At 66.4% G+C, this 25,606-nt stretch carries 28 protein-coding genes and 1 riboswitch; of the genes, 16 read left to right on the top strand and 12 right to left on the bottom strand.

Going from position 1 to position 25,606, the window contains the following annotated elements:
* The first annotated feature begins 258 nt into the window (after positions 1-258).
* Positions 259-777, top strand: coding sequence for a hypothetical protein (locus ABV518_RS09815; protein WP_367766808.1), 519 nt, complete (start codon positions 259-261; stop codon positions 775-777).
* 13 nt (positions 778-790) lie between these two features.
* On the opposite strand, the gene ABV518_RS09810 is transcribed toward ABV518_RS09815, so the two are convergent.
* Complete coding sequence (locus tag ABV518_RS09810; RefSeq protein ID WP_367766807.1) at positions 791-1,474, bottom strand: GPP34 family phosphoprotein; 684 nt, start codon at positions 1,472-1,474, stop codon at positions 791-793.
* Between the two features lie 144 nt (positions 1,475-1,618).
* Here ABV518_RS09810 and ABV518_RS09805 point away from each other — a divergent pair, with 144 nt between their 5' ends.
* The 5 genes from ABV518_RS09805 (at position 1,619) to ABV518_RS09785 (ending at position 7,714) form a co-directional block, all read left to right on the top strand.
* Positions 1,619-2,518, top strand: a complete 900-nt coding sequence (locus ABV518_RS09805) for a MurR/RpiR family transcriptional regulator (RefSeq protein WP_367766806.1) — start codon at positions 1,619-1,621, stop codon at positions 2,516-2,518.
* A 63-nt stretch (positions 2,519-2,581) separates the two neighbouring features.
* Positions 2,582-3,490, top strand: coding sequence for an NAD(P)-dependent oxidoreductase (locus tag ABV518_RS09800; protein WP_367766805.1), 909 nt, complete (start codon positions 2,582-2,584; stop codon positions 3,488-3,490).
* 41 nt (positions 3,491-3,531) lie between these two features.
* On the top strand, positions 3,532-5,079 hold the full coding sequence (locus tag ABV518_RS09795) for an aldehyde dehydrogenase (protein WP_367766804.1): 1,548 nt from the start codon (positions 3,532-3,534) through the stop codon (positions 5,077-5,079).
* Positions 5,080-5,117: 38 nt separating this feature from the next.
* Positions 5,118-6,344 carry an amidohydrolase gene (locus ABV518_RS09790; protein ID WP_367766803.1) on the top strand — a complete coding sequence of 409 codons (1,227 nt, stop codon included), beginning with the start codon at positions 5,118-5,120 and terminating at the stop codon, positions 6,342-6,344.
* A complete protein-coding gene (locus ABV518_RS09785) occupies positions 6,341-7,714 on the top strand; it encodes a DUF3100 domain-containing protein (protein ID WP_367766801.1) in 1,374 nt (457 codons plus the stop codon). Before ABV518_RS09790 ends, ABV518_RS09785 begins: the two co-directional genes overlap by 4 nt.
* A gap of 98 nt (positions 7,715-7,812) precedes the next feature.
* On the opposite strand, the gene ABV518_RS09780 is transcribed toward ABV518_RS09785, so the two are convergent.
* The 4 genes from ABV518_RS09780 to ABV518_RS09765 form a co-directional block, all read right to left on the bottom strand.
* A complete protein-coding gene (locus tag ABV518_RS09780; protein ID WP_367766800.1) occupies positions 7,813-8,184 on the bottom strand; it encodes a VOC family protein in 372 nt (123 codons plus the stop codon).
* Positions 8,185-8,238: 54 nt separating this feature from the next.
* On the bottom strand, positions 8,239-8,703 hold the full coding sequence (locus ABV518_RS09775; RefSeq protein WP_367766799.1) for a DUF3237 domain-containing protein: 465 nt from the start codon (positions 8,701-8,703) through the stop codon (positions 8,239-8,241).
* Positions 8,704-8,851: 148 nt separating this feature from the next.
* On the bottom strand, positions 8,852-9,862 hold the full coding sequence (locus ABV518_RS09770; RefSeq protein ID WP_367766798.1) for a manganese catalase family protein: 1,011 nt from the start codon (positions 9,860-9,862) through the stop codon (positions 8,852-8,854).
* 9 nt (positions 9,863-9,871) lie between these two features.
* Entirely contained in the window at positions 9,872-10,348 is a 477-nt protein-coding gene (locus ABV518_RS09765) for a MarR family winged helix-turn-helix transcriptional regulator (protein WP_367766796.1), read from the bottom strand.
* A 258-nt stretch (positions 10,349-10,606) separates the two neighbouring features.
* On the opposite strand from ABV518_RS09765, the gene ABV518_RS09760 reads away from it, so the two are divergent.
* The 6 genes from ABV518_RS09760 (at position 10,607) to ABV518_RS09735 (ending at position 14,420) form a co-directional block, all read left to right on the top strand.
* On the top strand, positions 10,607-11,425 hold the full coding sequence (locus ABV518_RS09760; protein ID WP_367766794.1) for a hypothetical protein: 819 nt from the start codon (positions 10,607-10,609) through the stop codon (positions 11,423-11,425).
* Positions 11,422-11,853 (top strand): phage holin family protein, encoded by a 432-nt coding sequence (locus ABV518_RS09755; RefSeq protein ID WP_367766793.1) that lies wholly within the window; start codon positions 11,422-11,424, stop codon positions 11,851-11,853. Before ABV518_RS09760 ends, ABV518_RS09755 begins: the two co-directional genes overlap by 4 nt.
* Positions 11,850-12,479 (top strand): DUF3618 domain-containing protein, encoded by a 630-nt coding sequence (locus tag ABV518_RS09750; RefSeq protein ID WP_367766792.1) that lies wholly within the window; start codon positions 11,850-11,852, stop codon positions 12,477-12,479. Before ABV518_RS09755 ends, ABV518_RS09750 begins: the two co-directional genes overlap by 4 nt.
* A 251-nt stretch (positions 12,480-12,730) precedes the next feature.
* A complete protein-coding gene (locus tag ABV518_RS09745) occupies positions 12,731-13,786 on the top strand; it encodes an iron-containing redox enzyme family protein (RefSeq protein WP_367766791.1) in 1,056 nt (351 codons plus the stop codon).
* 20 nt (positions 13,787-13,806) lie between these two features.
* Complete coding sequence (locus ABV518_RS09740; RefSeq protein WP_367766790.1) at positions 13,807-14,037, top strand: CDGSH iron-sulfur domain-containing protein; 231 nt, start codon at positions 13,807-13,809, stop codon at positions 14,035-14,037.
* A gap of 32 nt (positions 14,038-14,069) precedes the next feature.
* Positions 14,070-14,420, top strand: coding sequence for a hypothetical protein (locus tag ABV518_RS09735; protein WP_367766788.1), 351 nt, complete (start codon positions 14,070-14,072; stop codon positions 14,418-14,420).
* 145 nt (positions 14,421-14,565) lie between these two features.
* Here ABV518_RS09735 and ABV518_RS09730 read toward each other — a convergent pair whose 3' ends face one another.
* Positions 14,566-15,426, bottom strand: a complete 861-nt coding sequence (locus tag ABV518_RS09730; protein WP_367766786.1) for a methylenetetrahydrofolate reductase — start codon at positions 15,424-15,426, stop codon at positions 14,566-14,568.
* Positions 15,427-15,586: 160 nt separating this feature from the next.
* Positions 15,587-15,685, bottom strand: a riboswitch (glycine riboswitch).
* Positions 15,686-15,904: 219 nt separating this feature from the next.
* Here ABV518_RS09730 and ABV518_RS09725 point away from each other — a divergent pair.
* Positions 15,905-17,248, top strand: a complete 1,344-nt coding sequence (locus ABV518_RS09725) for a polysaccharide lyase family 1 protein (protein ID WP_367766785.1) — start codon at positions 15,905-15,907, stop codon at positions 17,246-17,248.
* Entirely contained in the window at positions 17,248-19,128 is a 1,881-nt protein-coding gene (locus ABV518_RS09720) for a pectinesterase family protein (protein WP_367766784.1), read from the top strand. The genes ABV518_RS09725 and ABV518_RS09720 overlap by 1 nt, the downstream gene beginning before the upstream one ends.
* Positions 19,129-19,193: 65 nt before the next feature.
* Here the strand turns inward: ABV518_RS09720 and ABV518_RS09715 are convergent, their stop codons facing one another.
* The 5 genes from ABV518_RS09715 to ABV518_RS09695 form a co-directional block, all read right to left on the bottom strand.
* Positions 19,194-20,234 (bottom strand): hypothetical protein, encoded by a 1,041-nt coding sequence (locus ABV518_RS09715; RefSeq protein ID WP_367766783.1) that lies wholly within the window; start codon positions 20,232-20,234, stop codon positions 19,194-19,196.
* A gap of 33 nt (positions 20,235-20,267) precedes the next feature.
* Complete coding sequence (locus ABV518_RS09710) at positions 20,268-20,474, bottom strand: hypothetical protein (RefSeq protein ID WP_367766782.1); 207 nt, start codon at positions 20,472-20,474, stop codon at positions 20,268-20,270.
* Complete coding sequence (locus ABV518_RS09705; protein ID WP_367766781.1) at positions 20,453-21,124, bottom strand: hypothetical protein; 672 nt, start codon at positions 21,122-21,124, stop codon at positions 20,453-20,455. Before ABV518_RS09705 ends, ABV518_RS09710 begins: the two co-directional genes overlap by 22 nt.
* A gap of 204 nt (positions 21,125-21,328) precedes the next feature.
* Entirely contained in the window at positions 21,329-21,658 is a 330-nt protein-coding gene (locus tag ABV518_RS09700) for a hypothetical protein (protein WP_367766779.1), read from the bottom strand.
* Between the two features lie 424 nt (positions 21,659-22,082).
* A complete protein-coding gene (locus ABV518_RS09695) occupies positions 22,083-22,853 on the bottom strand; it encodes a GPP34 family phosphoprotein (RefSeq protein WP_367766777.1) in 771 nt (256 codons plus the stop codon).
* Positions 22,854-22,976: 123 nt separating this feature from the next.
* Here ABV518_RS09695 and ABV518_RS09690 point away from each other — a divergent pair, with 123 nt between their 5' ends.
* Positions 22,977-23,300, top strand: a complete 324-nt coding sequence (locus tag ABV518_RS09690) for a hypothetical protein (protein WP_367766776.1) — start codon at positions 22,977-22,979, stop codon at positions 23,298-23,300.
* Positions 23,301-23,304: 4 nt separating this feature from the next.
* On the opposite strand, the gene ABV518_RS09685 is transcribed toward ABV518_RS09690, so the two are convergent.
* Entirely contained in the window at positions 23,305-24,243 is a 939-nt protein-coding gene (locus ABV518_RS09685) for a LysR substrate-binding domain-containing protein (protein ID WP_367767064.1), read from the bottom strand.
* A gap of 240 nt (positions 24,244-24,483) precedes the next feature.
* Here ABV518_RS09685 and ABV518_RS09680 point away from each other — a divergent pair, with 240 nt between their 5' ends.
* Entirely contained in the window at positions 24,484-25,599 is a 1,116-nt protein-coding gene (locus tag ABV518_RS09680; protein WP_367766775.1) for a PrpF domain-containing protein, read from the top strand.
* Positions 25,600-25,606: the final 7 nt, after the last annotated feature.

The following is a 25,606-nucleotide window of genomic DNA, read 5'->3' as shown; positions in this document are numbered from 1 at the left end:
AGCGGTACTCATTTCCTTCGACATTAGGGAATTCCGCCGGGTCTGGATAAGACCTAAAGTGCGTGGACGGATAAGCGTCCCTTATGGCTGGAAGGACGACGGCGGTGGGCTGGTACTGATTTACTGCCCAACGGCGAACGCTGCCACACGTTCCGGGTATGGCTCCACGCACTATTGGTATTTCCATGGCCGGGCCGTCCTGTCTAGCCTTCTACGTAAGCCGGCCCGCCCAGCGGGATCCCCAACCGAGGAGCGCTCTTGGCCTTTACGACCCATGCCGACGGCGGCGGCTACCGTTACCGGGGCAAACGGACGCCTGACACGGCTGCTGTCCAGGCGGACCGGATCCGCGCACAGCTCCGGTCGGAACGGCAGCGGCTTTCCTTCCACGCGAGCAGCATCCGTTCCCTGTCCGTCCGGCTGAACCAGCAGATCGCCCAGGCGCTCTGCGACGGGATGAAGGTGACCCGCCTCGCCGGCGCCGCGGATCTTTCCCGCTGGGCGGTCCGGACCATCGGATTGTCGTCCGAGGACCTGTTCCCGTCCGGGCTGCCGGCGGAGCAGCATCTGGCGGTGATCGGCGAGTTGAAGTCGGAGCTGGCCGGGCTGGAGGAGTCGAAGGCCCAGCTCGAGCGACGGCGCGTGAAACTCCTCGCCACGGCCCGCCGGCTTGGGGTCATGGATGACTACGAACTCGCTGCGCTGAGCGGACTCCAGCGCGAGAGCATCCGGAAAATGACGTGGGGCCTGCAGCCGTCGGCCAGCCAGACGGGTTAGCGCAGCCGTCCAGTTAAGTCGCCGCCTCGGCCTCCGCCAGCCTGATCATCCGGAGTTCGTCCGCCACCGCGCGGGACGCCCAGTGTTCATGCGCCAGCTCCCTGGCCCGGCCTTGGTCTGCACCCGGGAAAACCTTGCCGAGCAGCTCCGCCGAGTACAGCAGACCCACCAGTGCCGTGATCCGGCGATCGGTCGCACCCGAAGGTGACATCCCGCCGTCGGCCGTCCCCTGCCCGGCGGCAGAACCGCCGAGCGCTGCGCTGATCTTCTCCAGGAGCGCCGCTTCGGGCGCGTGGTTCTTCTCCGGATACCGGGTGGTTTTGAACAGGCCGAGGTGTCGTTCGCCCACATGGTCCACGATGCCCAGCGACGCCATCCCCTCATAGACACGATGCAGTTCGGCGCGGCTTTCCAGCATCGAGACCCAGCGCTTGGGCGTATGCGGCCGTGACTTCTCCCGGATGAGTTCCAGCTGGTGCTGGAAGTCCGTCTGGGGAGCCGCGCCGGTGGCCCTCACGTGCTTGCCCTGCAGCTCGATTGCGCCCAGCAGATCCAGCTCGGCGAGGATCGCTCCGGCCAAACCGGCTTTGAGGACGGCCTGCGGCACGTCGGGCTCGCCATCCTTGTCATTCGTTGCCAGGAGAAGGAATGCCTGGGGAAGGCTTAGCTCCCCGGCCTCCGGTTTTTCAGCGCTCATAGGAACATGGTGGCCCTGTTCGGCGCCTACCACAACGATGATTTGCAACCCGGAAACCAAAAACCCTTTCCGCAATCGAAATTGCAGAGTACATTTAATGCAATCAGCCTTGCAGAGTGAGCCACGTTACAGAAGAGGTCCGGATTGAACACCAACGCAGTCGATCTTGAAGCCAACGCGGCAGGCGCCACCAGCGCCGCGAACCTCACCCACGCCTGGCTGGGCGACGTGCTGCCGGACGTTCCGCTGTCCAAGGCGCAGAGCCGGGTAGTGGATGTGATCGGCCGCAACCCGCAGCTTTCCTCGTACGCCGACATCGCCGAAATCGCCCAGCGCGCGGACGTCAACAACTCCACGGTGGTCCGCGCGGCCCAGCACCTGGGCTACCGCGGCTGGCCCGACCTCCAGCGCGAACTGCGCTCCCGCTACCTGGTGATGATCTCCACCGAGGACACCCTGACCGAGCACGGCGAACACCGCAGCCCCCTGCACGACGCCATCAACCACGACATCGAAAACCTCCGGCTTACCCTGGACTCCAACACGGCCGACGACGCCGAGGCCGCCATCGCTGCGATGGCCGCCGCCAAGTCAATCACCGTCGTCGGGCTTGGCTCGTTTGCCGGCCCCGCGAGCGTGATGGCACACCTCGGCTCCACGATGGGCTACCCCATCTCACTGGAGAACCGCGGCGGCGTCCACCTCGCCTCCAGCACCAACACCCTCGGTGAGGGCGATGTCCTGGTGGTCATCAACATGTGGCGCTCCATCCGGCAGATCATTGTCACCGCCGAGGCCGCCAAGGAGGCAGGCGCCACGGTCATAGCCATCAGCGACATGCGCCGCGGCCCCCTCGCAGCCGCGGCGGACCACCTCCTGGTGGTGGCCTCGGAAGGAATCTCCTTCTTCCAGTCCGTCACCGCCGCAAGCTCGCTGATCTACGGCCTGCTCGCCGGTATGGAGGCGGCCCACCCCGAACGAAGCCGCACCGCCATCCGCCGCACCCAGCAGCTGTGGAAAGACCTCGACATCTACCTCGACTGACCCCTTATCCCCTCCCCCCAGCCCCCAGCCCCCCCCCGACCCCCAGACTCCAGGAGCAGTTTTATGAACACCAATACCGACCGCCGCGTCGCCGTCATCGGCCTGGGCGCCATGGGCGGGGCGATGGCCGCCACCCTCCACCGCGCCGGCTGGGACGTCACCGGCTTTGACCCGTTCAACGGCGCCCGGGCCGCCGCGGCCGAGGCCGGCATCAAAACCACGGCGAGCCTCGAGGACGTCGCCGGAACCCCCTACGCAGTCCTCTCCCTGCCCGCGGCCAGCATGGTGGAAACCACCGTCCCGCAGCTCCTGGCCGCACCCGGAACCGTCGCGATCATCGACACCACTACGTCCGAACCAGCCACCAGCAAGCACATGGCAGAACTCGCCGAAGCGCAGGGAGCAGCCTTCGTGGACGCACCGGTCTCTGGTGGCCGCGACGGCGCAGCGACAGGTTCGCTGAGCGCCTTCGTGGGCGCAACCGCCGCGGCACTCACGGCGGCCGAGCCGGTCCTGCTCGCCCTCACCGGCGGCAAGTACAGCCACATCGGCGGCCCCGGAAGCGGCAACGTGGTCAAGCTCCTCAACAACGTCCTCGCCGCGGCCAACCTGGTCACCGTGGGCGAGGCCCTCGGCGTCGCCAAGGCCTACGGCATCGATCCTGCCACGGCCGCGGCCGGCATCAGCGAAGCCTCCGGCGGCAGCAAAGTCTCCGCCAACATGTACCCCAACTGGGTCCTCAGCGGCACCCACGATTCGGGCTTCTCCCTTGGCCTGATGGCCCGCGACGCCGCCCTCGCCGTGGAGGTCGCCGCGCAGATCGGCGAAAAACCGGCGCTGCTCGCCGCCGTCGCCGGCCAGTGGCAGGACGCCCTGGCCGCACTTGGACCGCGCGCCGACTTCACCGAAATCGCACGGACCGTGGCCCCGGCCATCACGCCCGCCGGCGCCCCCAGCACCCCCGCCGCCTAAGCAAGCACTCCCCCAGCCCCCAGCTTCAAAGGAACACCACATTGAGCATCACCACAGCACCCACCTCCTCCTCGGCAGCCACCGCCCGCGCCGTCCTGGACGCAGCCTTCCCGGCCGGCCTCGGCGCGTTCGTTGACGGCAAAGTCGTCACCGGCAGCGGCGAAAGCATCACCCTCACCGCGGCCGCCACCGGCGAACCCTTTGCCACCTACGCGGACCCCGGCGCCGAGGGCGCCAACGCCATCCTGGAAAGCTCGACGGCGGGCGCGGCCGTTTGGGCCGCGCTGAACGGTTTCGAACGGGCAGCCATCCTCCGCAACGTCAGCCGCGTTGTCGACGCGCACGGCGAGGAACTTGCCATCCTTGAGTCGGCCACCACCGGCAAGCCCATCCGCGACGCCCGCGTCGAAGCCGCCAAAGTGGCCGAAATGTTCGGCTACTACGCCGGCTGGGCGGACAAGCTGACCGGCCAGACCATCCCCGTTCCCGGCAACTGGCACACCTACACCGAGCGCGTCCCGTGGGGCGTCGTCGTCGCCATCACGCCCTGGAACGCACCCCTGTTCACAGCCGGTTGGAACTCCGCAGCCCCGCTGGCCGCGGGCAACGCCGTGATCATCAAGCCCAGCGAATTCACCCCGGCCTCCTCGGTCCGGCTCGCCCAGCTGGCCCACGAAGCCGGGCTGCCGGCAGGCGTGTTCAACGTCGCCGCGGGTCTCGGCCAGACCGTGGGCGCCTTCCTCACCACCGACCGCCGGGTCGGGAAGGTCAGCTTCATCGGCTCCGTCCCCACCGGGCGCCGCGTGGCCGTCGCGGCAGCACAGGCCGGCATTCCCGCCCTGCTGGAACTCGGCGGCAAGAGCGCCAACATCGTGTTCGCTGACGCCGACCTGGACCGTGCCGCGGACGGCGCCATCTCGGCGATCTTCTCCGGCGCCGGCCAGTCCTGCGTTGCCGGGTCCCGGCTCCTGGTGGAGCGCAGCGTGCACGCCCGGTTCGTCGAGATGGTCGCCGCAAAGGCCGCCCGGCTGCGCGTCGGCGACCCGCTGAGCGCGGACACCGAGGTGGGCCCCATCATCACCGCCCAGCAGTTCGCCACCGTCAACACCCTCATCGAGGCAGGAATGCACGACGGCGGCCGCCGGGTCACGGGGGCCACGCTTCCGGAGGCGCTGGCCGGGTCCGCGCTGGCCGGCGGGCACTGGGTCATGCCCACCCTGCTGGACGGCGTCACGCCCTCGAACCGCCTCGAAACCACGGAGGTCTTCGGCCCCGTGGTGGGCGCCGACGCGTTCGACACCGAAGCGGAGGCCATCGCCCGGGCGAACAACACCAGCTTTGGCCTGGCCGGAGCGGTGTGGACCTCGGACGTTTCCCGGGCGCACCACATTGCCCGCGAGGTGAAGGCCGGCACGTTCTGGATCAACTCCTACAAGACCATCCACGTGGCGGTCCCGTTCGGCGGCTTCGGTGATTCCGGCCACGGCCGCTCCTCCGGCCCCGGCGTCCTGGACGAGTACACCCAGACGAAGGCCATCTGGGTGCCCACCCGCGCGGCAGGCTCCCCCTTCCCGTCGCTGTCCTACTAAGCCGTCCCCATGCGTCCAACCGGAACAGGCAGGTACTTATGGAACTGACAGACACCACCCCCGCAAACCCGGCCCTCCGCACAGCCCTTGCGGACGGCGTCGAAACCTGGAAACCCAGGGTCCAGGCCCTGGCCCGCCAAATCCACGCCCACAAGGAGGTCTCTTTCGAGGAGGTCCGCTCGGCGCAGGCCATCGCGGCCCTCCTGGAAGAGGGCGGCTTTGTGGTGGAGCGCGGCACGGGCGGCCTTGCGACGGCCTTCACCGCAAGTGCCGACAGCGGCGGGCTGACCGTAGCCCTGTGCGTTGAATACGACGCACTCCCGGACATCGGCCACGCCTGCGGGCACAACCTGATCGCCGGCGCCTCCGTCGCCGCAGCCCTCGCCCTGCGGCCCTACGTGGAGGAACTGGGCATCACACTGAAGGCCATCGGCACGCCCGCCGAGGAGCACGGCGGCGGCAAGGTGCTGATGTTGGAAGCCGGGGCGTTCGACGGCGTCGGGCTGGCTTTGATGGTCCATCCCGTCCAGGACGGCCTGACCTACAACCCTGCCGGGACCAGTGCCCAGGCGGTAGGCCGGTACAAGGCGACGTTCACCGGAAAGGCCGCGCACGCTGCGGCGGCCCCGCACCTTGCCGTCAACGCCGCCGACGCGGCCGTGCTGAGCCAGGTGGCCGTTGGCCTGCTCCGGCAGCAGATCCCCGGCGACCACCGCGTTGCCCTGTACGTTGCCGAAGCCGGACACGTCACCAACATCATTCCGGACCGGGCGGTGGTCCATTTTGAGTGCCGGGCCTTCACCCTTCCGGAATACGAGGCCCTGCTCGAGCGGGTCCGCCGCTGCTTCGAAGGGGCTGCGCTGGCCACCGGAACGATGCTGGACATCGAGGCCACGGAACCGCTCTATGAGCCGCTGCTCCAGGACGACGCCCTGGCGGCGCACTGGACTGAGGCGATGGACGCGTTCGGCAAGGACACGTCCCCGTCGGCCGGCCTCAGTGGCGGGTCCACCGACATGGGCAACATCTCCCAGGTCATCCCGTCCCTGCATCCGTGGCTCAGCCTTCCCGGGGCCAACGTGGCCATCCATTCGCACGCGTTCGCCGCGCTTGCCGACACCCCCGAGGCGTACGGCGTGATGTTCGAGGCAGCCACCGCGCTGGCCTGGACAGTCGCCGCCGCAGCCTCAACCCCCACCGAACGGGAACGCTTCATCCAAGCGGCATACCGCCGTCGTACTGTCACCCAGGAAGGCACATCATGAGTACCAGCACCACAACTCCCCGGATCGACAAAGCTGGTGCCCGGCTGACGCTTCCGGTCGCCGCGCTGGCGTTTGTCATCGCGCTGGCCGTGCAGTTCATCGGCCAGGCCAAGATCGATATCGGAATCGGCGCAATCGTTATTTTCCCCATGGTTTGGGGCCTTATTCTGGGCCTTTTGGTCTCCATCCAGAAGTTCAAGCCCCTGGGCCTGGACCTGCAGCGGGTCGCGGCGGCCCTGGTGGGCGTGGCCGTGCTGCTGCTGGTGGCCCGGCTGGCGTTCAACATCGGCCCCAGCCTGCCCAGCCTGCTCCGGGCCGGCCCGGCGCTGCTGCTGCAGGAAGTGGGACACCTGTTGGGCACCATCGCGCTGGCCCTCCCCCTTGCCGTGCTGCTCCGGATGGGCAAGGCCACAGTGGGTGCCACGTTCTCCCTGGACCGCGAGCCGTCCTTCGCCATGGTCTCTGAAAAGTACGGTCCCGATTCGGACCAGTACCGCGGTGTCCTGGCGATGTACGTCTTCGGCACCCTGTTCGGCGCCGTGTTCATCACGCTGCTCACCTCGCTGGTGGCCAACTGGAAGATCTTTGATCCGCTGGCCCTGGCGATGGGCGCCGGCGTGGGATCCGGCTCCATGATGGCGGCGTCCTCGGCCAGCATCATCGCGGCCTACCCCGGAGACCAGGAGGCCATTCTCGGCATGGCGGCGGTGTCCAACCTGATCACCACCATCCTTGGTGTGTACGTGGGCATCTACATCGCGCTGCCGCTGGCTGACCGTTTCTACAAGCTCCTCACCCGCAAGCAGACCCGCGAGGCCGCAGCGGTTGCCGCCGGCGGCGGCGCCGTGCGCAGCCAGGCCGACATTGACCGGGACGACGCCCAGGCCGAGGAAAACCGCCTGTTCCGCGAGAAGGTGGCCGAATCCTCCGCAGCCATCAAGCTCCCGCTGTGGCTGTCCCTGTCAGTCCTCACCGTCCTCGGCATCGGCACGGCGTCGGTGGCGGCCAAGGGGCTCAGCCTCTCGATCGTCGCCGGATACGGGATCATGCTCGCCCTGGTCCTGGTCAGCATCGCGCTGGCGAAGGTCACCAAAAAGATCTCGGCGATCGTCTACATCACCACCATCGGCGCCTACATCTCCAGCCCGTGGTTCTTCGCCGCGGAATCGCTGACCACCATCATCAAAACGGTCGACTTCCTGTCCATCGCCACCGTAATGCTGACGCTGGCAGGCCTGTCGTTGGGCAAGGACATCCCGCTGCTGAAGAACATCGGCTGGAAGATCATCCCGGTGGGCCTGGTGGCCATCACCGCATCCTTCCTGCTTTCCACGGTGATCGCGGAGTTCGCCCTGGGGCTCTGGCACTAACGGAGGTCTAGCGCCGCTGTTTGCGGCACAAGGTGAGAGGACGACGGCGGGAGGTTCCCGGCGTCGTCCGCTTGCGTTTTGCCGGAGTGACTCGCAGGTCAGACGTGCTGGTCGACGAGCACCGGGTTGCCGTCCGGGTCCACCACGATGAAGCTCGCCGGGCCGGTGGTTGCTTCGTCTGCCTCGGCAACAAATTCAGTGCCCGTGGCTTTCAGCTCCCGCTGGAGTTCGCGCACATCGGTGAACGAGTCCACCGCCTCAGCGTTCTGGTTCCAGCCCGGGTTGAACGTGAGCATGTTCTTCTCGAACATCCCCTGGAACAGGCCGATCACCGTCTCGCCGTTCTTGAGGATCAGCCAGTTCTGGGTGATGTCGCCGCCGAAACTGCTGAAGCCGAGTTTCTCGTAGAACGCGGCAGATGCTGCGATGTCCTTGACCGTGAGGCTGATCGAAAAAGCGCCGAGCTGCATGGGTTACTCCACTCTTAGAGGGCCGGATGTTCCGATGGTACGCGCGCCGGTCCGTCACTCGACCATAAAAACATCCAGCTTCACTTCATCGGGGAGCCGTATGCCGGAGGCGATGAAGATGCGCGTGCTGAGCCAGGACCACTTGCCCGCGGCGGTGAATCTTGGCGTGGACCGGAAGTAGATCCGGTCCGGGTCCACGGGCACCCCGGCCACAAGCGCCGCGATGTCTTCGGCTGAGCCGGTGCGGATGGCGGCGTTGCTCACGAAGATCCGGTCGCCGTCGTCCGTCTCCAGGACGTATTTCGCGTCCATCTCGGTGGCGGTAGGGGTGCGGAGCAGCTGGAAATCCGCGCCGGCGGGGAGCACCCGGCCGGTCAGTTCAGGCCCGGTGACCGTTCCGCCGAGGATCGGAATGACGCGGCGGATCCCCTCGGACGTTTCGCCCACTTCGATGGCGGGACCAACCTCGACGGAGATCGAGGCCAGATAGGTGCAGCGGGGCGGTGTGGGCTGGTTCATTTGGCTCCTGTCATGCGGGCGAAGTGTTCGGGTACCTAACCAAGGTAGCCACGCCCCACCTTCGTGCCCACGAACGCCACGCAAGCGGACGACGGCGGGAGGTCCCGCCGTCGTCCGCTTCAGTTTTGCGCGGTCCCGGTCAGTCCGATCAGGACTTTTTGGGCGTCTTTGCAGTCTTCGCAGTTCCGCCGGAGCTCTTTGCAGCGCTGGTGGACGTGGTGTCCTTGGGGTTGTCGGCGTCCTTGAGTTCCACCTCGGCGGTGGCCTGGATGAGTGCCAACAGGTCGGGGTCGAGCCCCGGCGCGAATTCCTCGCGGCGTTCCGGCGAGATGGTCATCGGGAAGCCTTCGGGCATCACGTCCGTGCTGAGCTCAGTGCCGTCGTTGGAGGGCGACGCCCCGCGGTAAAGCTTTCCGGCTTCACTGAGATTGTCGGCACTGAACGTGTACTGGATACTCTGCAGCCCCAAGTCCAGCAGCTTCTTGACCTCCGGGAACTGCTCGGCGTTGGTCTTGGGAATCGGCAGCACCTTGCCCCAGTTCACCCCCAGGCTTTCCAGCGCCTTGGCGAACGCGTTCTCATGCGCCTGGTCCCGGACGATGAGGTAGGCGATGGTGGACCGCGCGGTCTTGTTCTCCGTCATTTCGTAGATCCGGCACTTCTGCAGCCGGCCGGTGGATTCCAGCATCAGGTTGTACAGCAGGTCCAGGACGAGGTTTCCGCTGTTGTACACATAGGATCCGCTCCACGGATTGCCGGCCGCATCCACGGGCAACGCGCCCTGGGCCCCCACCAGGTAATGGTGGATGTTGCTGGTGTCCAGCGCGATCTTCAGCGGCGTGGCACCCTTGGCACCGGGCTGGTCCACGGGATCGGTCTTTTTGCCCTGGTACCGCGGGGAACCGTCCAGGAGCTGGGAGATCGTGGAGCCGATCAGCTCAACATGGCTGATCTCCTCTGTGCCGACTCCCTGAAGCAGGTCCTTGTATGGCTTGGCGGCGGCATCGCCGCGGAAGTTCATGCTCTGGAACAGGTACTGCATCATGGTGCGCATCTCGCCGAACTGCCCACCGAGGCCCTCCTGGAGCGCGTTCGCTGCTGCTGGATCGGGCTCGTCCACGGCGATTTCGTTGATCAGTTGCTGGGTATGCAGGTACATGGAGTTTCCTTACTTTTTGATCTGATAACTGGAATGGACTGTGGGCGAAAGCGGAGGATGCCGGGTCCGGCTGCGGCTCGTGATGGGGACCGGCTGAGCGAACGACGGCGGCGCCCGGTCCGGGAGGTGCGGCGGCGGACTTCCCCGCCCGTGGTTCGCCGTGGCGGCCTGGAGCGCCGCCCGGCCGGCGCCCGTGAGCCCAACGACGGGCATGCGCCTGTCCCGCGGATGCCGGCTCCGGCTGACGAGTCCCGCGGCTTGCAGCCTCGCCAGGACCCTGCCAAGGGTCGGGCTTTTGGCATGGACTGCGACGGCCAGCTGTTCCTGGTTCAGGGCGCCGGCGGCGAGGCCTTCAAGGGCTATGACCGCCGCACGCGTGAGCCCCAGCCGCGCACGAGCGCCATCCTGCCGGCGCTGGACCAGCCGCGCCGCCAGCGACAGGAGGCGGCAGCCATCCGGGAGATCGCGCTCTGATTCGGCGGCCATCGCAAGCTGTCCCTTCCTTGGGGTCGTCCGGTGTGAGCCTTACCATAAGCATGCTTAGCATCAACTTGGCAAGCATGCTTAGCATGTCGCCACCCGCCGGGTGCTTCCGCTGCCCAAAGTCGGGATCCTCATGGGCGCCGCACCTTGCGCATTCAATAGCAAGTGTGCTTAGTATCTAGTTAGTAACCATGCTTACTATTGCGAAGCCAGCATTGCTGGCGGCTCTTGCCAGCGAACCCTTCACGAAAGAGAGCGACCATGACTGAAAACCAATGGCCCCAGACCGCGTCACCAACCGCGTTGGACCAGTACGGCAACGCCGCACCGGTATCGACCCCGGGCGCACGTGACGGCTCGGCCTCCAAGTCCGAGGCAGCCAAGGAAGAGGCTTCACAGGTAGCCAGCCAGGCCGCGGGTGCAGCGAAGGACGTGGCGCAGACGGCGAAGGCCGAGGTCTCCAACGTCGCCTCCGAGGTGAAAACCAACGCCCGCGACCTCCTGCACCAGGCCAAGTCGGACCTCACCAGCCAGGCAGGCACGCAGCAGCATAAGGCCGCGGAGGGCATCCGCAGCATCTCCTCCGAACTGCACACCATGGCTGATGCCTCAGACCAGCCCGGCGTTGCGTCGGACCTGATCCGGCAGGCTGCCGAGCGTTCGCAGTCGGTTGCAACGTGGCTCGACAGTCGGGATCCCGGTTCGCTGCTCACCGAGGTCAAGACCTTCGCCCGGCAGCGTCCCGGCACCTTCCTCCTCCTCGCGGCCGGTGCGGGCATCCTTGCCGGAAGGCTCACCCGCGGGCTGGCCGCCGGGGCACCGGAGGCGCAGGGACGTTTGTCCGGGCAGACTCCTACCCCCGCTCCCAGGGCTGCCGCGGTGCCGCTGACCCCGATTCACCAGGAAACTGTTTTCGCTGCCGGCGACGACCGTGGCCTCTTTGACGAGCCCCGTGTCTCGGGAGGACCGGCGTCCACCCAGTCGCTGCCCACCGGCACTGCCGCGGACACCCCGCTGCGGGAAGAGGACGATCCGTTCCGCAGCACCACGGTACGGGATACGGAAGGTCGTCACCTGTGAGCAGCCAGATTCCCGAATCGCCTCCCTCGGCGGCGCATGTGAAGGCGGATAACACCTCGTTGGGTGACCTGCTCGGTGAGGTGACCCGTGACCTGTCCACGCTGATGCGCCAGGAAGTCGAGCTCGCCAAGGCCGAACTGAAACAGTCAGCCTCGAAGGCCGGCAAGGGCGGCGGCATGCTCGCCGGCGCCGGCGTGGCCGGGCACTTCGTCCTGCTCTTCCTCTCCATCGCGCTCTGGTACGCCCTGGGTGAGCTGATGGGACTGGGCTGGTCCGCCGTCGTCCTCGCCCTGATCTGGGGCATCATCGCCGCCGTCCTGGCCTCCATCGGCCGCAAGGAACTCAAGCAGGTCAAGGGCCTGCCCCAGACAGGCGAAACACTCTCAGAAATCCCCCCAACCCTGAAACCCGGTGAGGTAAAACGATGAGCGATAACCCGGACGCAATCCGTTCAGACATAGAAGCGACCCGAGCCCGGCTCGGCACCAACGTGGACGCCGTGGCCGACAAAGTCACCCCGTCCAACATCGTCCACCGCCAAACCGACAAGGTCAGGGACGCCGTCTTCGGCGTGAAGGAGAAAGTCATGGGAGCAGCCGACCACGCCACAGCCAACATCCACAGCGGCACCGGACACGCCGGTGACGCCATGGGCCACGCCGGCGACACCGTCAGCGGCGCCCTTGGCGACGCCGGCCACGCGATCGGTGAGGCACCGGCCCAGGTCAAGGCCAAAACCCAGGGCAACCCCCTGGCCGCCGGCCTGATCGCCTTCGGCGCAGGCATGCTGCTCTCCTCCCTCATTCCCGCGAGCGAGAAGGAACGCGAAGCCGCCGACGCCCTCAAAACCGCCGCCGAACCGCTGACCGTCGAGCTGACCGACGCCGCCAAGGACATGGCCCAGGGCCTGAAGGAACCAGCCCAGGAAGCCATGGAAAACGTCAAAGCCACCGCCACCGACGCCGCCGAACACCTCAAAACCGAAGGCCAGTACGCCGCCGCAGACGTACGCGACAAGGCAACAGACGCCAAGGACCACATCCAAAACGCCTGAGGCAACGTAGCTGCCCGGGCCGTCCTTCCAATGGAAGGGCGGCCCTGCGGTCTAATCCCCCAAAACGACGAACGGTACCACAGCCATGAAGAAGCTCCTGCTCGCCCTGCTCCCCACCATCATCAGCCGCATCATGCGCGCCCGCCGCGCCAAGCAGAATCCCGCCGCAAATCCCCGCAGCCGCAACCGGTTCTGACCCCTAACCGCCGCCAGAAGCGCCCGCGCCGGGCTGAAAAATTCCTAGGAGTACCATGCACATCCCCGAACAGCGGGGGCCGGTCAGCGCCGCCCTGCTCTCGATCCTCGCCGGACCGCCCACGGATAACCCTGCAGGTTTGGGCGAACTCCATGCCCTCGTCACCCCACGGCTGGCCGAGCCTGAAGATGTAATTGAGGATGACGACCTCCAACTGGCGCTCTTCTGCCTGTACGAGCTGCACTACGGCGGGCTGGACGGCGTGGACGACGGCTGGGAATGGCATCCCGGGCTGATCAGCGTCCGCCGTCTCTTGGAGCAGCCGTTCGAACAGGAACTGCGGGCCGCTGCCCAGGCCGCGGTCCCCGAGGTTCCCCCGGTTCCGGCGGCAGGTCCCGTCAGCGACGGCGTGGCCACCGTCCTGTTTGCCCTCGCGGCCACCGACACCGGGCCCAGCATGTCGAAGTACGTGGCGAAAAAGGCCACAATCGACCAGCTCCGGGAATTCCTGATCCAGAAATCCATCTATCAGCTCAAGGAAGCGGATCCGCACACGTGGGCCATTCCCCGCCTCACCGGCCGCGCCAAGGCCGCCCTGGTGGAAATCCAGGCCGACGAGTACGGCGGCGGCCGCGCGGACCGGATGCACAGCGCCCTCTTCGCCAGGACCATGCGTGCCGTCGGGCTCGATGACCGGTACGGTGCGTACATTGACGCCGTGCCCGCGATCGCCCTGGCATCGGTGAACATGATGTCCCTCTTTGGACTGAACCGCCGGCTCCGCGGCGCGATCGCCGGGCATCTGGCGATCTACGAGATGACGTCCTCCCGGCCCAACCAGCTCTACGGCAACGGATTCCGCCGCCACAACCTTGACGCCGCAGCAACCGCCTACTTCGACGAGCACGTCGAGGCGGACGCAGTGCATGAGCAGATCGCCGGCCGGGACCTCGCCGGAGGACTGGTGGAGGCGGAACCGGCCCTGCTCCCGGACGTGTTGTTTGGCGCGACGGCGGCCATCGCCCTGGACACCAGGCTTACCCTCCACATCATGGACGCGTGGGAGAACGGACGATCGTCGCTCCGTACCGTTCTCCCCGCTGCAGCATGACGACAGAAAGACAGGAACACATGGACCAGGAATCCGCCGACAGTTCGATCATCGTCTGCCCGGACGGGCCGCTGCTGGTCCGCGGGGACTTCGAGATCCTCACGCCGTCGGGGGAACCCGTGCCCAGGCAGCGCAGGACGGCGGCACTGTGCCGATGCGGGGCGTCAGCGATCAAACCGTACTGCGACGGGACCCACAAACGGATCAAGTTCCGGACCGAACCTGCCATGCCGGCAGACCCAGAAACGTAGGTCTTGATCCATCACTTCTAATGACTTATATAGTGTGGAAAACATCGCTTTTCCTTAACGCTCTGCCGGTAGATACTGAGACCCACACCACGAAAATCCCGCAGAGCGAAGAAGCAGAGATGAAGAAACGTATCCCGCACCGGCAGTTCCACAGCAAGAGTTCCCGGAAAGGCCGCGAGGTGCGGACCGGCGAACATTGCCCGCTGAACGGATGGTGGGCGCCGGCCGGCCAGGAGGCAGATGCGCAGCTCGTCGCCGAGGGGAGCATCATGCCGCCGAGCAGCGGCGAGTTGGTGAAATGGACTTTGATGGCGAGCCAGTTCGGATCACGAAAACCCAAGTACGCCCTCTCCGCCGCAGGAGCGTCCATTGACAGCCTCTAGCCAACTGTCCGCACAAGAAGGCTGTGAAGACGGCTGCCACTTCTGCGAAGGCCCGGAAACAGACTGAACTACCCGTTGATCTCCACCCGGATGTAGTCCCGCATTCCAGGACACCCGGCGCCAGCGCTGCAGGCCTGTTACGGTTTCAGCCCTCGCGCGCCGCCCCCGGAATCAGCGCTGCTGCCGGGGCCGGCGCCTGCTCCGGCCCGCCGGGAACCGAATCGAGGCTGTTGAAGCTGTAGAGGTGGACACCCGCGATGCTGCCGGGACGGCTTTCCAGCCCGGCAATCAGCGAGTCCGGCGAGTACTGGTCGCCGCTCAGGAGCTTGAGTGCCAGCGGGCCCTTGCGGCTGAGGAACTTCAGGGAACTTCCGACGCCGATCTGTGTTCCCAGCGAGACCAGCTTGGTCCGCGGCAGGGACCCGGCCACCCCCGCCCAGACCGGCAACTCCACGCCTTCACGGCGCAGGAGCGCGGCGAAGTCGAGGATTGTCGATGCTGAGAAGCACATCTGCGTCACCACGTGCGAGGCCAAGTGTTGCTTGGCCAGCAGGGCGTCCAGCACGTCCACCGGGCCAACAAGGGGATGACCCTCGGGGTAGCCCGCAATGCCCGCCCGCATCGTCCCGCCGGTGTACTGCGCGATATCTTCCAGCACGGGAAGGGCGGACTCGTAGATACCGGCAGGCTTCTTCCGGTCGCCGCCGATCACGAACACCTCGCCGATGCCGGCGGCGTCGCATTCACGAAGGATTCCGGTCAGCTCGGCGCGGCTCTGCAGGCTCCGGGCGGCGAGGTGCGGGATGGCCTTGTAGCCGAGCACGCTCAGCTGCACTGCGGCGTGCATGGTCCGCTCAATGCCGTGGTGGGGCAGGCATGTCACAGTGACCGGTGTCGTCAGCGGAACCTTGGCCGCAACGCGCTCAACGATTCCCTCGGTGGGGATGATTTCGATTCTGGTGGGCCAGGAACGGCGGCCGTCGGAGGTGGACGGTGAAACGGTCATTGAGGAACTCCATCATTCTGATGGCACCAAGGTGCCACGCTGATTCGGGTTCCTCCCCGCTCTGTATTGGACCTGAGAGTTTCCGTTTTGCCCTGCCGTCCGCAGTGCGCCACTTGCCCCGTCGGTGAGCCCGGTTTCCCGGACTGCTTTCCAGAGTTGCCTTGCCGCGGCGGTACGTGGGCCTGAGAGATTCCTGGGGAGGATTTGCTCCTACGGCGCCTGCTGAAACGTACCGGCAGGACTCTCCCGCCGCAGATCATAAGCATGTGCCACTGGTGGGTGACACGCCTCACACGCTATCTGGTTGACCGATGGGACGCAAAAGCATGGACCGCGGACCTTGCTGAGAAACCGCTTTCTGGGTAGTGTCCTTCTCAGCGCTCCGCAGTAACCGTCGTCATAGCAGCCGCCGGACCGGAGCGCAGTTCATTCCAATGACGGAAGAGAGAACATGCGAAGACGCAGTACCTACTTATCCATGTCCGCAGCCCTGGCCGTGGCAGGAGCACTGATCATTTCGGCTCCCGCAGGAGCCTCCCCCAACCCGGTGGCCGACCCTGGCGCCCAGACCGCCCAAACCCCGCTGGAGCGCCAGATTCTTTCCCCGGGGAACGGCTGGGCATCCGAAGGAACAGGCACCACCGGAGGCTCAGCCGCCGAGGACGCCAACGTCTACGACGTCTCCACAAAAGCCGAACTGCTGGCCGCGTTCGCCGCCGCCGGAACCCAGCCCAAGATTGTCCGGGTCCACGGAACCATCGACGCCAACACGGCACCTGACGGTTCACCGCTGACCTGCGAAAAGTACGCCGAAGGCACCGGCTACAGCCTGGACCAGTACCTCCAGGACTTCGACCCGGCAACCTATGGCCGCAGCCAGAAGCCTGCCGGCCCGCAGGAGGACGCCAGGCGCTTCGCCGCGGCAAACCAGGCGAAGTCCATCCGCTGGGACATCCCCAGCAACACCACCATCGTCGGCGCCACCACGGACAGCAGCATTTCCGGGGCAGCCCTCCGCGTCAACGGCGCCGCCAACGTGATCGTCCGCAACCTCACGGTGCGGGACGCCGCCGACTGCTTCCCGGCCTGGGATCCGACCGACGGCGCCGAGGGCAACTGGAACAGCGAATACGACCTGCTTCAGGTCATCAACCAAGCCACGCACGTCTGGATCGACCACAACGAATTCACCGACGCCCCCAACCTTGACAGCTCCCAGCCGCTCTACTTCGGCCGCCCCTACCAGGTGCACGACGGCGCCGTCGACGTCACCAACGGCTCGGACCTGGTGACCATGTCCTTCAACCGGTTCGCCGACCACGACAAGCTGCTCCTGATCGGCTCCACCGACTCGCCCACCCGCGGGGACCCCGGCAAGCTGCGCGTCACCATCCACCACAACGTGTTCGAAAACGTGGGCCAGCGCGCCCCGCGTGTCCGCTTCGGCCAGGTGGACGTGTACAACAACCACTTCAAGGTGACCGAAAACAGCACAGTCCCCTACGCGTACACGCTGGGCGCCGGATTCGACTCGCACGTCTACGCCGAGGCCAATGCGTTCACCCTTCCGGCTGGCGTCGACGCCGGCAACATCATCCGGCGCTTCAAGGGAACGGCCATCACCACCACCGCGAACGCCGTCAACGGCAAGATCGCGGACCTTCGCGCCGAATACAACGCCGCTGCCGCGCCCGCGGACCAGCTGGCCGAAGATACGTCGTGGACGCCAACCCTGCGCACCCAGGTCCACCCGGCCCAGGCAGTACCAGCCCTGCTCCAGGACTCCACCGGCCCGATCTTCACTGCGGGAGGGGAAGTCTGATGGCCGCCATCCTGCCGAACCGGCGCAGCGTCCTGGCCACCCTGGCGCTCACCGCCGGAACCATGGCCCTCTCGGGAACGGGCGTCGCTAACGCCGTCACCCAAACCGTCCTTGACCCCGCGAAACCCCGCACCAAACCGGTCATCTTCGTCGTCGGGGACTCGACGTCGTCGGCATACCAGCAGTCCGAACGCCCCCGCGCCGGCTGGGGACAGGCCCTGCCGCTACTGCTGGGGCCGCAGGCAACGGTGTTTGACTACGCCTGGTCCGGCGCCTCCTCCAAGAGCTTTGCCGACGCCGGAAAGCTGGACCGGGTCCTGGCCATGATGCAGCCGGGCGACTACCTGCTGATCTCCTTCGGCCACAACGACGAGAAAGTGGCGGACCCCGCACGGGGCACGCTCCCGGACACCACGTTCAAGGAGTACCTGGGCCGGTACGTCGACGGCGCCAGGGCACGCGGAGGAAAGCCGGTCTTGGTCACCTCCGTCGAACGCCGCCGTTTTGATTCCTTCGGGAATGCCGGGGATTCCCACGGCGCGTATCCGCAGGCCGTACGGGAACTCGCCGCGGCGTCCGGCACTCCGCTGGTGGACCTGACGGTTTCGTCAAAGGAGCTGTGGCAGCAGCTGGGGCCGGAAGGAACCAAGGAACACTTCCTTTTCCTGGCCCCAGGCGAGCACCCGCAGTATCCGCAGGGCTCGGAGGACAACACGCATTTCCAGGCCGCCGGTGCGCTGGCGGTGGCCCGCCTCGTGGCACGCGAACTGCAGGCCAAGCAGATCCTCCCGCCGGGCTACTTCCTGAATATCGACGCCGCCATCGACCCCCTGCTGGGAATGTACTGGCCGGCTGAACGCCCCATCGACGTCCCGGTGACGCTCGACGTCGGACCGGGCAGGACGTTCGCCACTGTACAGGCCGCCGTCGACTCTGTGCCCGCGGACAGCTCCCAGCGCACGGTCATCAGGATCCAGCCCGGCACGTACAGGGAGATGGTGCGGGTGCCCAGCAACAAGCCACGAATCTCCTTCGTCGGGCAGGGCAGCCGGCCGGAGGATGTGGTGCTCGTCTACAACAACGCCTCCGGCACGCCCAAGCCCGACGGCAGCGGGAACTTCGGCACCTCAGGCAGCGCATCGGTCCGGATCGACGGGCCAGACTTCGTAGCCAGGAACCTGACGTTCAGCAACGATTTCGACGAGGCCGCCAATCTGGGGATCAAGGACCGCCAGGCCGTCGCGCTGCATATCACCGCTGACCGCTCGGTGCTGTCCAACGTCAGGTGCCTGGGCAACCAGGACACCCTGCTGGTCAACTCACCGGGGGCGGGCGTCCCGGCCCGTTTCTACTTCGAGGGCTGCTATGTGGAAGGGGACGTTGACTTCATCTTCGGCCGCGGGACCGCTGTTTTCAGCAGCTGCGAGATCAGGTCCCTGGACCGCGCCTCGACCACGAACAACGGTTACGTGTCGGCGGGGAGCCTGGATCTGTCGATCCGGTTCGGCTACCTCTTTGACCAGTGCCGGTTCGTCTCGGACGCCGCGGCGAACAGCGTCCACCTGGGCAGGCCGTGGCACGCCGGTGGTGACCCGCGCGCTGTGGCCCAGGTCCTGGTCAGAGACTCCTGGCTCGGCGCGCATATCTCGGGAACGCCCTGGACTGACATGAGCGGCTTCTCCTGGCGGGAGGCCCGGTTCCACGAGTACAAGAACATCGGCCCCGGCGCACAGGTGACCGCCGACCGTCCGCAGCTGCCCGTGGCTGAGGCGGGCAACTACACGGTCAGGACCTACCTGCAGGGAACGGACGGCTGGGCACCACAGCTCGCCGGCTCGACGGCGGACTGCAGCGTGGTGCCGTCCGAGGTCGCCGCGTAGCTTCTGCGCACACGGAAAGCGGACGACGGCGGGACCTCCCGCCGTCGTCCGCTTCCGTCTGGTGCCTATTGCCTGAAGGGGACCTTCTCCCAGCTCAGGACGTCGTCGCTGTCGCTGCTGTTGCCGGCCACGGTGAACCGAACGTAGTTGGTGGCGTTGGCCGATCCGTCCACAGTGATGCGCTGCAGGTCATCCGCGGCGGGCTGGCCGTACACATCCAGCCACGGTGAGCCCTCCGCCAGCGGCTCGTTCTCGGCAAAGACGTGGCTGTCGCCGTTGATGAGGTAGACCGGGCGGTCGAAGCGGTTGGTCTCCTCAACGATGGCAGCGACGATCTGGCGGAACCCGGACATGGTGGCCGGGGTGGCGGTAGCCGCGGCGAGCAGGGACGGGTCGAACATGTCGGCCTGGGTCATGAGGACAACAGCGCGGTCGTTGCGCCGCGCCGCATCGCTGAACGTCTCGCGGATCTGGTCGAGCACGGCATCCGTCCGGTGTTCTACCTCAGCCAGCTGCTCGGGCGTGGGCGCGGTCTCGCCGAGGCCGCTCCACGGAAGCAGCGAGTTGTTGCTGCCCTGGACGTTCACCACGGAGAAGGCCACGCGGTTCTGGGTGAAGCGGACATTTTCAGGGAGTCCCAGGCTCTCCTGGGTCCTGACCGGCATGGTGGCGCCCAGGGTCTTGCCGGGCTGGTCGAAGAAGACCTCCCGCAGCTTGTCCAGCCGTTCCAGCGGGTTGTAGGCGCCGTTGTTGGTGCGGTGGCAGTCCACCCACTCGTTGTCGCCCGGGGTGAAGACCAGGGGGTGCTCGAAGGTGTCGAACTGTGAGCGGATGCCGGCGAAGTACTCGTCCGAGCAGACCGAGGAGCCGTTCTTGATGTCGCCCACGTGGGTGACGAATTTCAGCGCGCTGTCGGCGTTGATGTCCTGGATGCGGGACGGGAACTTCGCGATTTCGGCGTCGCCGTAGGGGACGTCGCCGATGACGCCAAAGGTGAACGCCTGGCTGTCGGAGGTGTCGTTGGCTGCCTGGGCGGGCTGGGACGCAAGGAGGCTTAGCGCGAGGACGGCTGCCGCCGTCGTGGTTTTCAGGGTCTTGGAAGGCATGGAGGTTTCCCGTGTCTGCTGGGGTGGGATGGCTTAGAGCGTGCGGGTGCTGAGGAACTGGTCCAGCGCCGCGAGGTCGTCGGTGTTGATGTGGTCCACGCCGGCGTCGAACAGTTCGTTCCAGACGGCGTCGCGTGCGGCGCCGGGCTGGTGGGGGGTGGCCCAGAAGCGGACGCGGTACCCGTTTGTGTGCGCCTGGGCCACGTAGGCCTGCAGCTTCAGGCGTTCAGCTTCGGGCATGGGGCCAACGCCCTGCCAGGTGAAGAGCTTGGTCCAGTTGTCCCTGACAGCGGCATCAGCCCGGCGGGCATGCCGGAGGTGAGTTCGGCAGAGCGTCCGTCATAGAAGCCGAAGCGCTTTTCCTGTGCCTGCATGGTGGCCAGGGGGCTGTTCCAGCTGATGACGGCGGTGACGGGTCCGGTTTTGGTGCCGCCATTGCTGTAGCGGCTCATGATCTCCGGGTGCCCGGCCAGTTCCTTCTCGATGGCGGCGTAGGTGGCCTCCCCTTCACTCTTGATGTCGATCAGGAGCTGCAGGCTGCCGTCCCAGTGCGGATAGACACTGTGGCCCTGGTTCCGGACCAGTTCGTCCAACGGATCCAGGTAGAGGCTCTCGAGTGTTGCTCCCGGCTTGGCGTCCTCGAGGTCGTGGGCCACCAGGAGTTCGCCGTCCACCAGCCACACGTCTGCCTCAACGCTGGTGAATCCATGCTCGAGGGCATCGAACAGTGGGCGGTCATGCTCATAGTCGTTGTGGGCATGGGCTGCGGCCAGCGGCCGTCCGAGGACAACCGACGCCGGTGCGTTGGCGGGTTGCGCGGCCGGCGGGGCGGCGATTCCGGTCAGGGAGGTGAGGGCCACAAGAGCGGTGACGGCACTTTTCAGGAACACAGGGTTCTCCTTGGTACAGCAGGGGTCGATTCATTCCCAGGCGACCGGGGCGCTGGGCGGTGGTGCGTGAAAAGACTTCCTGCTGCGGAAGAACGGGCATGGCCCCAACGGTTTCGGGGCGGTGAACGCCAGGCGTCGTTTGGACATGCCGGGGTCAGGGACCCGGAAAACGGCCTGATGCTCCCCGGGTCGCGCTGGGTGTCATCACTCGGTGCGGGGTCCTGCGACCTGGTCCGTCGGACTGGCCCGTCTGCCGATCCTGTAGCCGGCCCAGAACGCCAGGACCAGCAAGCCAACGACTGCCACTGCCAGGCCAACCTGCGTCCCCTGGCTGACGAAGGCCATGCCGCTGCCTAAGAAAAGCTGGTTGCTCAGCGGCGCGTAGGCGAACCAGCCGATGCCGGCGCTCGCGTTGCTCCACGCAACGAGGCACCCCACCAGCACCGCGACGAGGCCCGCCGCGGGCACGACGGCGGCAGACAAGCGGGCAAGCTTCGGTGCCTTGCGGTCCCCGGATGTGTTGTGTTCCCCCATGACGGCGAGTCTAGCGGGGGCGGCACGGACCCGTTCAGTAGATGCGGCGAGTATCCGGCTCAATGGCCCACGCAAGGCGGTGGAGCAAACTGGCCACCCGGCCCCGGGTGACCGACCAGCGTGACAGCTCAGGTTCGGGGGCAAGGCGCTGTCGCGGAGCATTCGGAAGTGCGCTCGTGGCAGTGCTGTCTGATCCGGCAAGAAAGAGTGCAATGAAGCCTGAACTGTCCATGGAGAAGATTCCTGATGTGTGGATTTTTGGGGAGGGATGGTGGGTCGACGCGGCGCACCCCCCTTTCCGATTATCAGGCAACCCCCAAGAATCCACCAACCGGTTGACCAATGGCGTTAAAAACGGTCGACGGCTGGAGGTCCGCCGTCGGCCCTTTGCCGGTGGCGCCGGTCCCGGCACCTTCCGGCGGCATCACAAGTTGGCGGCTTCCTGCTGCGCCAGCCTGATCATGCGCAGTTCGTCCTCCACCGCGCGGGTCGGCCAATAGTCCTTCGACAGCTCATTTGCCCGGGTCAGATCTGCCGCCGGGAAGAGCTTTCCGAGCAGTCCGGCCGCCTGAAGCAGGGCGATCAGCGCCGTGGTCCTGTCATCGGGCGGCGTGGAAACGGGCTTGGCATCAGGCGCCCCGGCACCAGGCGACGTGGACTCCGCCGCCCCGGCGTCAGTCGTCCCCGCATCGTTGGCCTCAGGGGCGGCTGCCGTATCAGGCACCTCGAGAGCGGACGGCGGACCGCTGAGCGCGGCCTGGATTTTTTCCAGGAGCGCCGCCTCCGGACCGTGGTCCTTCTCCGGGTACCGTACGGGCCGGAACCGGGCCAGGTGCTTTTCGCCCACATGCACCACGATGCCCCGTGATGCCATCCCCTCGTAGGCACGCTGGACTTCGGCGCGGCCCTCCAGCATGGAAACCCACCGCTTGGGAGCGTGCGGCCGGGATTTGCCACGGATGAGTTCCAGCTCGTGCTGGAGATCCGTTTCCGGGCTGGTGCCGGTAGCCCTGACGTGCTTGCCCTGCAGTTCGATCGCGTCGATCAGGTCCAGTTCGGCCAGCATCGCACCGGCCAAGGCAGTCCTGAGTGCAAACACCGGAATGTCAGGTTTTCCGGTTGTGTCGTTCGTTGCCAGAAGGAGGAAGGCCTGGGGCAGGTTAAGCTCCGCCGCCTTCGGAATTTCAGCGTTCATACGATCATGGTGGCCCTGTTGGCCGCCCACCACAACGGGGATTTACAAGCGCCGGCGACGGCACGGACCAGCAGGCATAAGCTGAATATACAACGTCTCTCTTACAGCACCGGGGAGGTCATCATGGACACCGAAACCGCCGATGTGATCGGCCATGATGTCACCACCATCACCTGCGTGTGCGGCAACACCGTCGGCAAGGACGGACTGATCCAGGCCAATTCAGAGGGCGTCCCCGTCCACAACGGTGACCCCACCCAGGTCCCTGCCGGATTGGCGTCATGGCCCGCCGATGAGGATCTCTACACCCTGTGTCCCTCGTGCGGCCGCGTGTACCGTGACTCGGTGATCGAAGAGACCGGGACCGCACCCGTTGCCTTCCGGGTCGACGTCGCTGCCGGCCCCATTGCCGAGGCCATCCGGGTGCACTGGAGCCTCAGCAGCTGAGCGGCTAGAGGTAGTCGCCGGCCCGTTCGCGCGCGATTTCGAGCAGCGTGGAGTGGAAGGCCACCTCTGCGGGTGCGTAAACCTTGTCCTGGCGCTGTGCCAGCAGGATGCGGCGCAAGGGGGCCGCATCCCCGAGGCTGAGCACCCGGACGTCGGGGTGCTGAAGGGCGACGGCGGTTCTGGGCACCAGCGCCACTCCCATGCCGACGCTGACCATGGCCTGGGCTTCCTGGTAGTCGTTGGCGAGAAATCCGATGGTTGGTTCGAATCCGGCGTCGTGGGCGGAACGTTGCAGCACTTCCACGACGGGGTGCGCCTCCGCACGCACGATCCACGATTCGTTGCGCAGCTCCTCCATGCTCACCTCCTCCCGGTCGGCGAGCGCGTGGCTGCTGGCTACCAGGATCACGGTGCTCTCGCGGAAGACTTCCGTGACCCGGATGGAGTCGTCATGGAACCTGTTCCACGGGTAATCCCACAACAGGCACAGGCCGGTCACCCCTGACTGCAGGTCCGCCACCAAGTCATCGAAGCGCGCACTGCGCAGCGAGAGGCTGATAGCCGGGTAACGCTTCTTGAAGGTGCGGATGACTATGGGCAGGAAGGATCCTGCCAGCGTGGGAAACGTGCCCACCGTCAGTGCTCCCCGCTTGAGGCCGGCGATCTGGTCCAGGTCGGACTGGGCAGCTTTCATCTGCCGGATGATCTGGCGCGCATGGCTGGCCAGTACCTGGCCTGCTTCGGTGGGCACCACGCCACGGGAGCGGCGGTTGAGCAGGGGCTGGCCAACTTCCTGTTCCAGCTTGCGCAGTTGTTGGGAGACGGCAGAGGGCGAGTACATCATCAGGTCGGCCGCAGCGGTGATCGAGCCCTGCTCCACAACCTCCATGAGCAGCGCCAGGCGCCGCATGTCGAAAAGAGGCTGCTCGCCATCCTGAAGCATCGCTTTACCCCTCATCTTCTTTGGTTAATTCAGTGCACACACCACTTGCATCGGCTGGAACTAGGCCGACTTCTGAGGCCGGGCTACCCGAGCACGGGTGAACTGTCCCGCCCACCTAGAGTGATTGAAGCAATACTACATCCCCCTTCATTTATTGAACATTGTCTTAAGTTGTGATCCAGATCAATCTCTTATCAGGGCCCTTGAAAGAACCGAGGCACGAGGAGATGTGGACGAACAATGAAGATTGAAGCGGAGTGGATGCGCGGAGGCACCAGCAAATGCTGGGTGTTCGAGGCGGGGCACCTGAGCGAGGGCACGAGCCTGGACTCGTGGTTGCCCCGGGTGTTCGGCAGCCCCGACTCACGGCAGATCGACGGCGTTGGCGGGGCCACGTCGACCACCAGCAAGGCGATGATCCTGCACCGGCCCGCCGAGGAAGACATCGACGTGGACTTCACCTTTGCCCAGGTGGGCATCGAGGAGGCCGCGGTGGACTGGGGCAGCAACTGCGGCAACTGCTCGGCAGTGGTTGGGCTGTACGCGATTGAGAAGGGATGGGTGGTTCCCAGCGGGGACGTTACCCGGATCGTCACCCGCAACACCAACACCGGCCAGATCATCATCCAGCGTGTGGCCACCCCCGACGGCGCCCTGCCAATCGTTCCCGACGCGCAGATGGCCGGCGTGCCGTTCCCCGGCTACCGTGTGGGGCTCGGCTTCCAGGACCCGGCCGGTAAGACCACCGGAAGCCTGCTGCCCACCGGGGCGGCGACGGACGCCATCACCGCCGGGGGCACCCGCTGGACAGTTTCCATGGTCGATGCCGGGGCGCCCGTCGTGATCATCCGGGCCGAGGACCTTGGCTTGGACACCAACCGGTACGACAGCTGGGCGGCCGGAGTGGAACTGCAGCTGGAAACGCTGGAACAAATCCGCCGGCAGGCTGCGGTACGCATGGGACTGGCAGCCACAACGGCCCAGGCGGCGCGGGCGATCCCCAAGCTCGCCATTGCCGCCGCCCCGGCGCAGTCGGATCCCGGCTGTGATCTCAACGTCATGATGCTTTCGATGGGCCGGCCGCACCCGGCCCTGGCCATCACCGGATGCATCGCCCTGACCCTGGCTGCCCGGACGGCAGGCACAGTCGTGCAGGCCATCACGGGCAACACGCTGGGGGCCATCCTGAAACTGCGCACCCCCGCCGGAGTCATCGAAACCTGGACCGAGGATCACGACGGCGCCCTGCTGGTTGGCGTCGACCGGACCGCCCGCACCATCGCAACCACCATCATCCACCTCCCCGAGGCCCTCGGCACTGCTGCCGAGGAGTCCCTCGCGGGCGCCACTCAATGAGGAGTAC

This window comes from Arthrobacter sp. HS15c (genome assembly GCF_040812005.1).
Classification (GTDB): Bacteria; Actinomycetota; Actinomycetes; order Actinomycetales; family Micrococcaceae; genus Arthrobacter.
The sequence above is the reverse complement of the archived record's forward strand: the minus strand, read 5'-3'. Positions and strand labels throughout refer to the sequence as shown.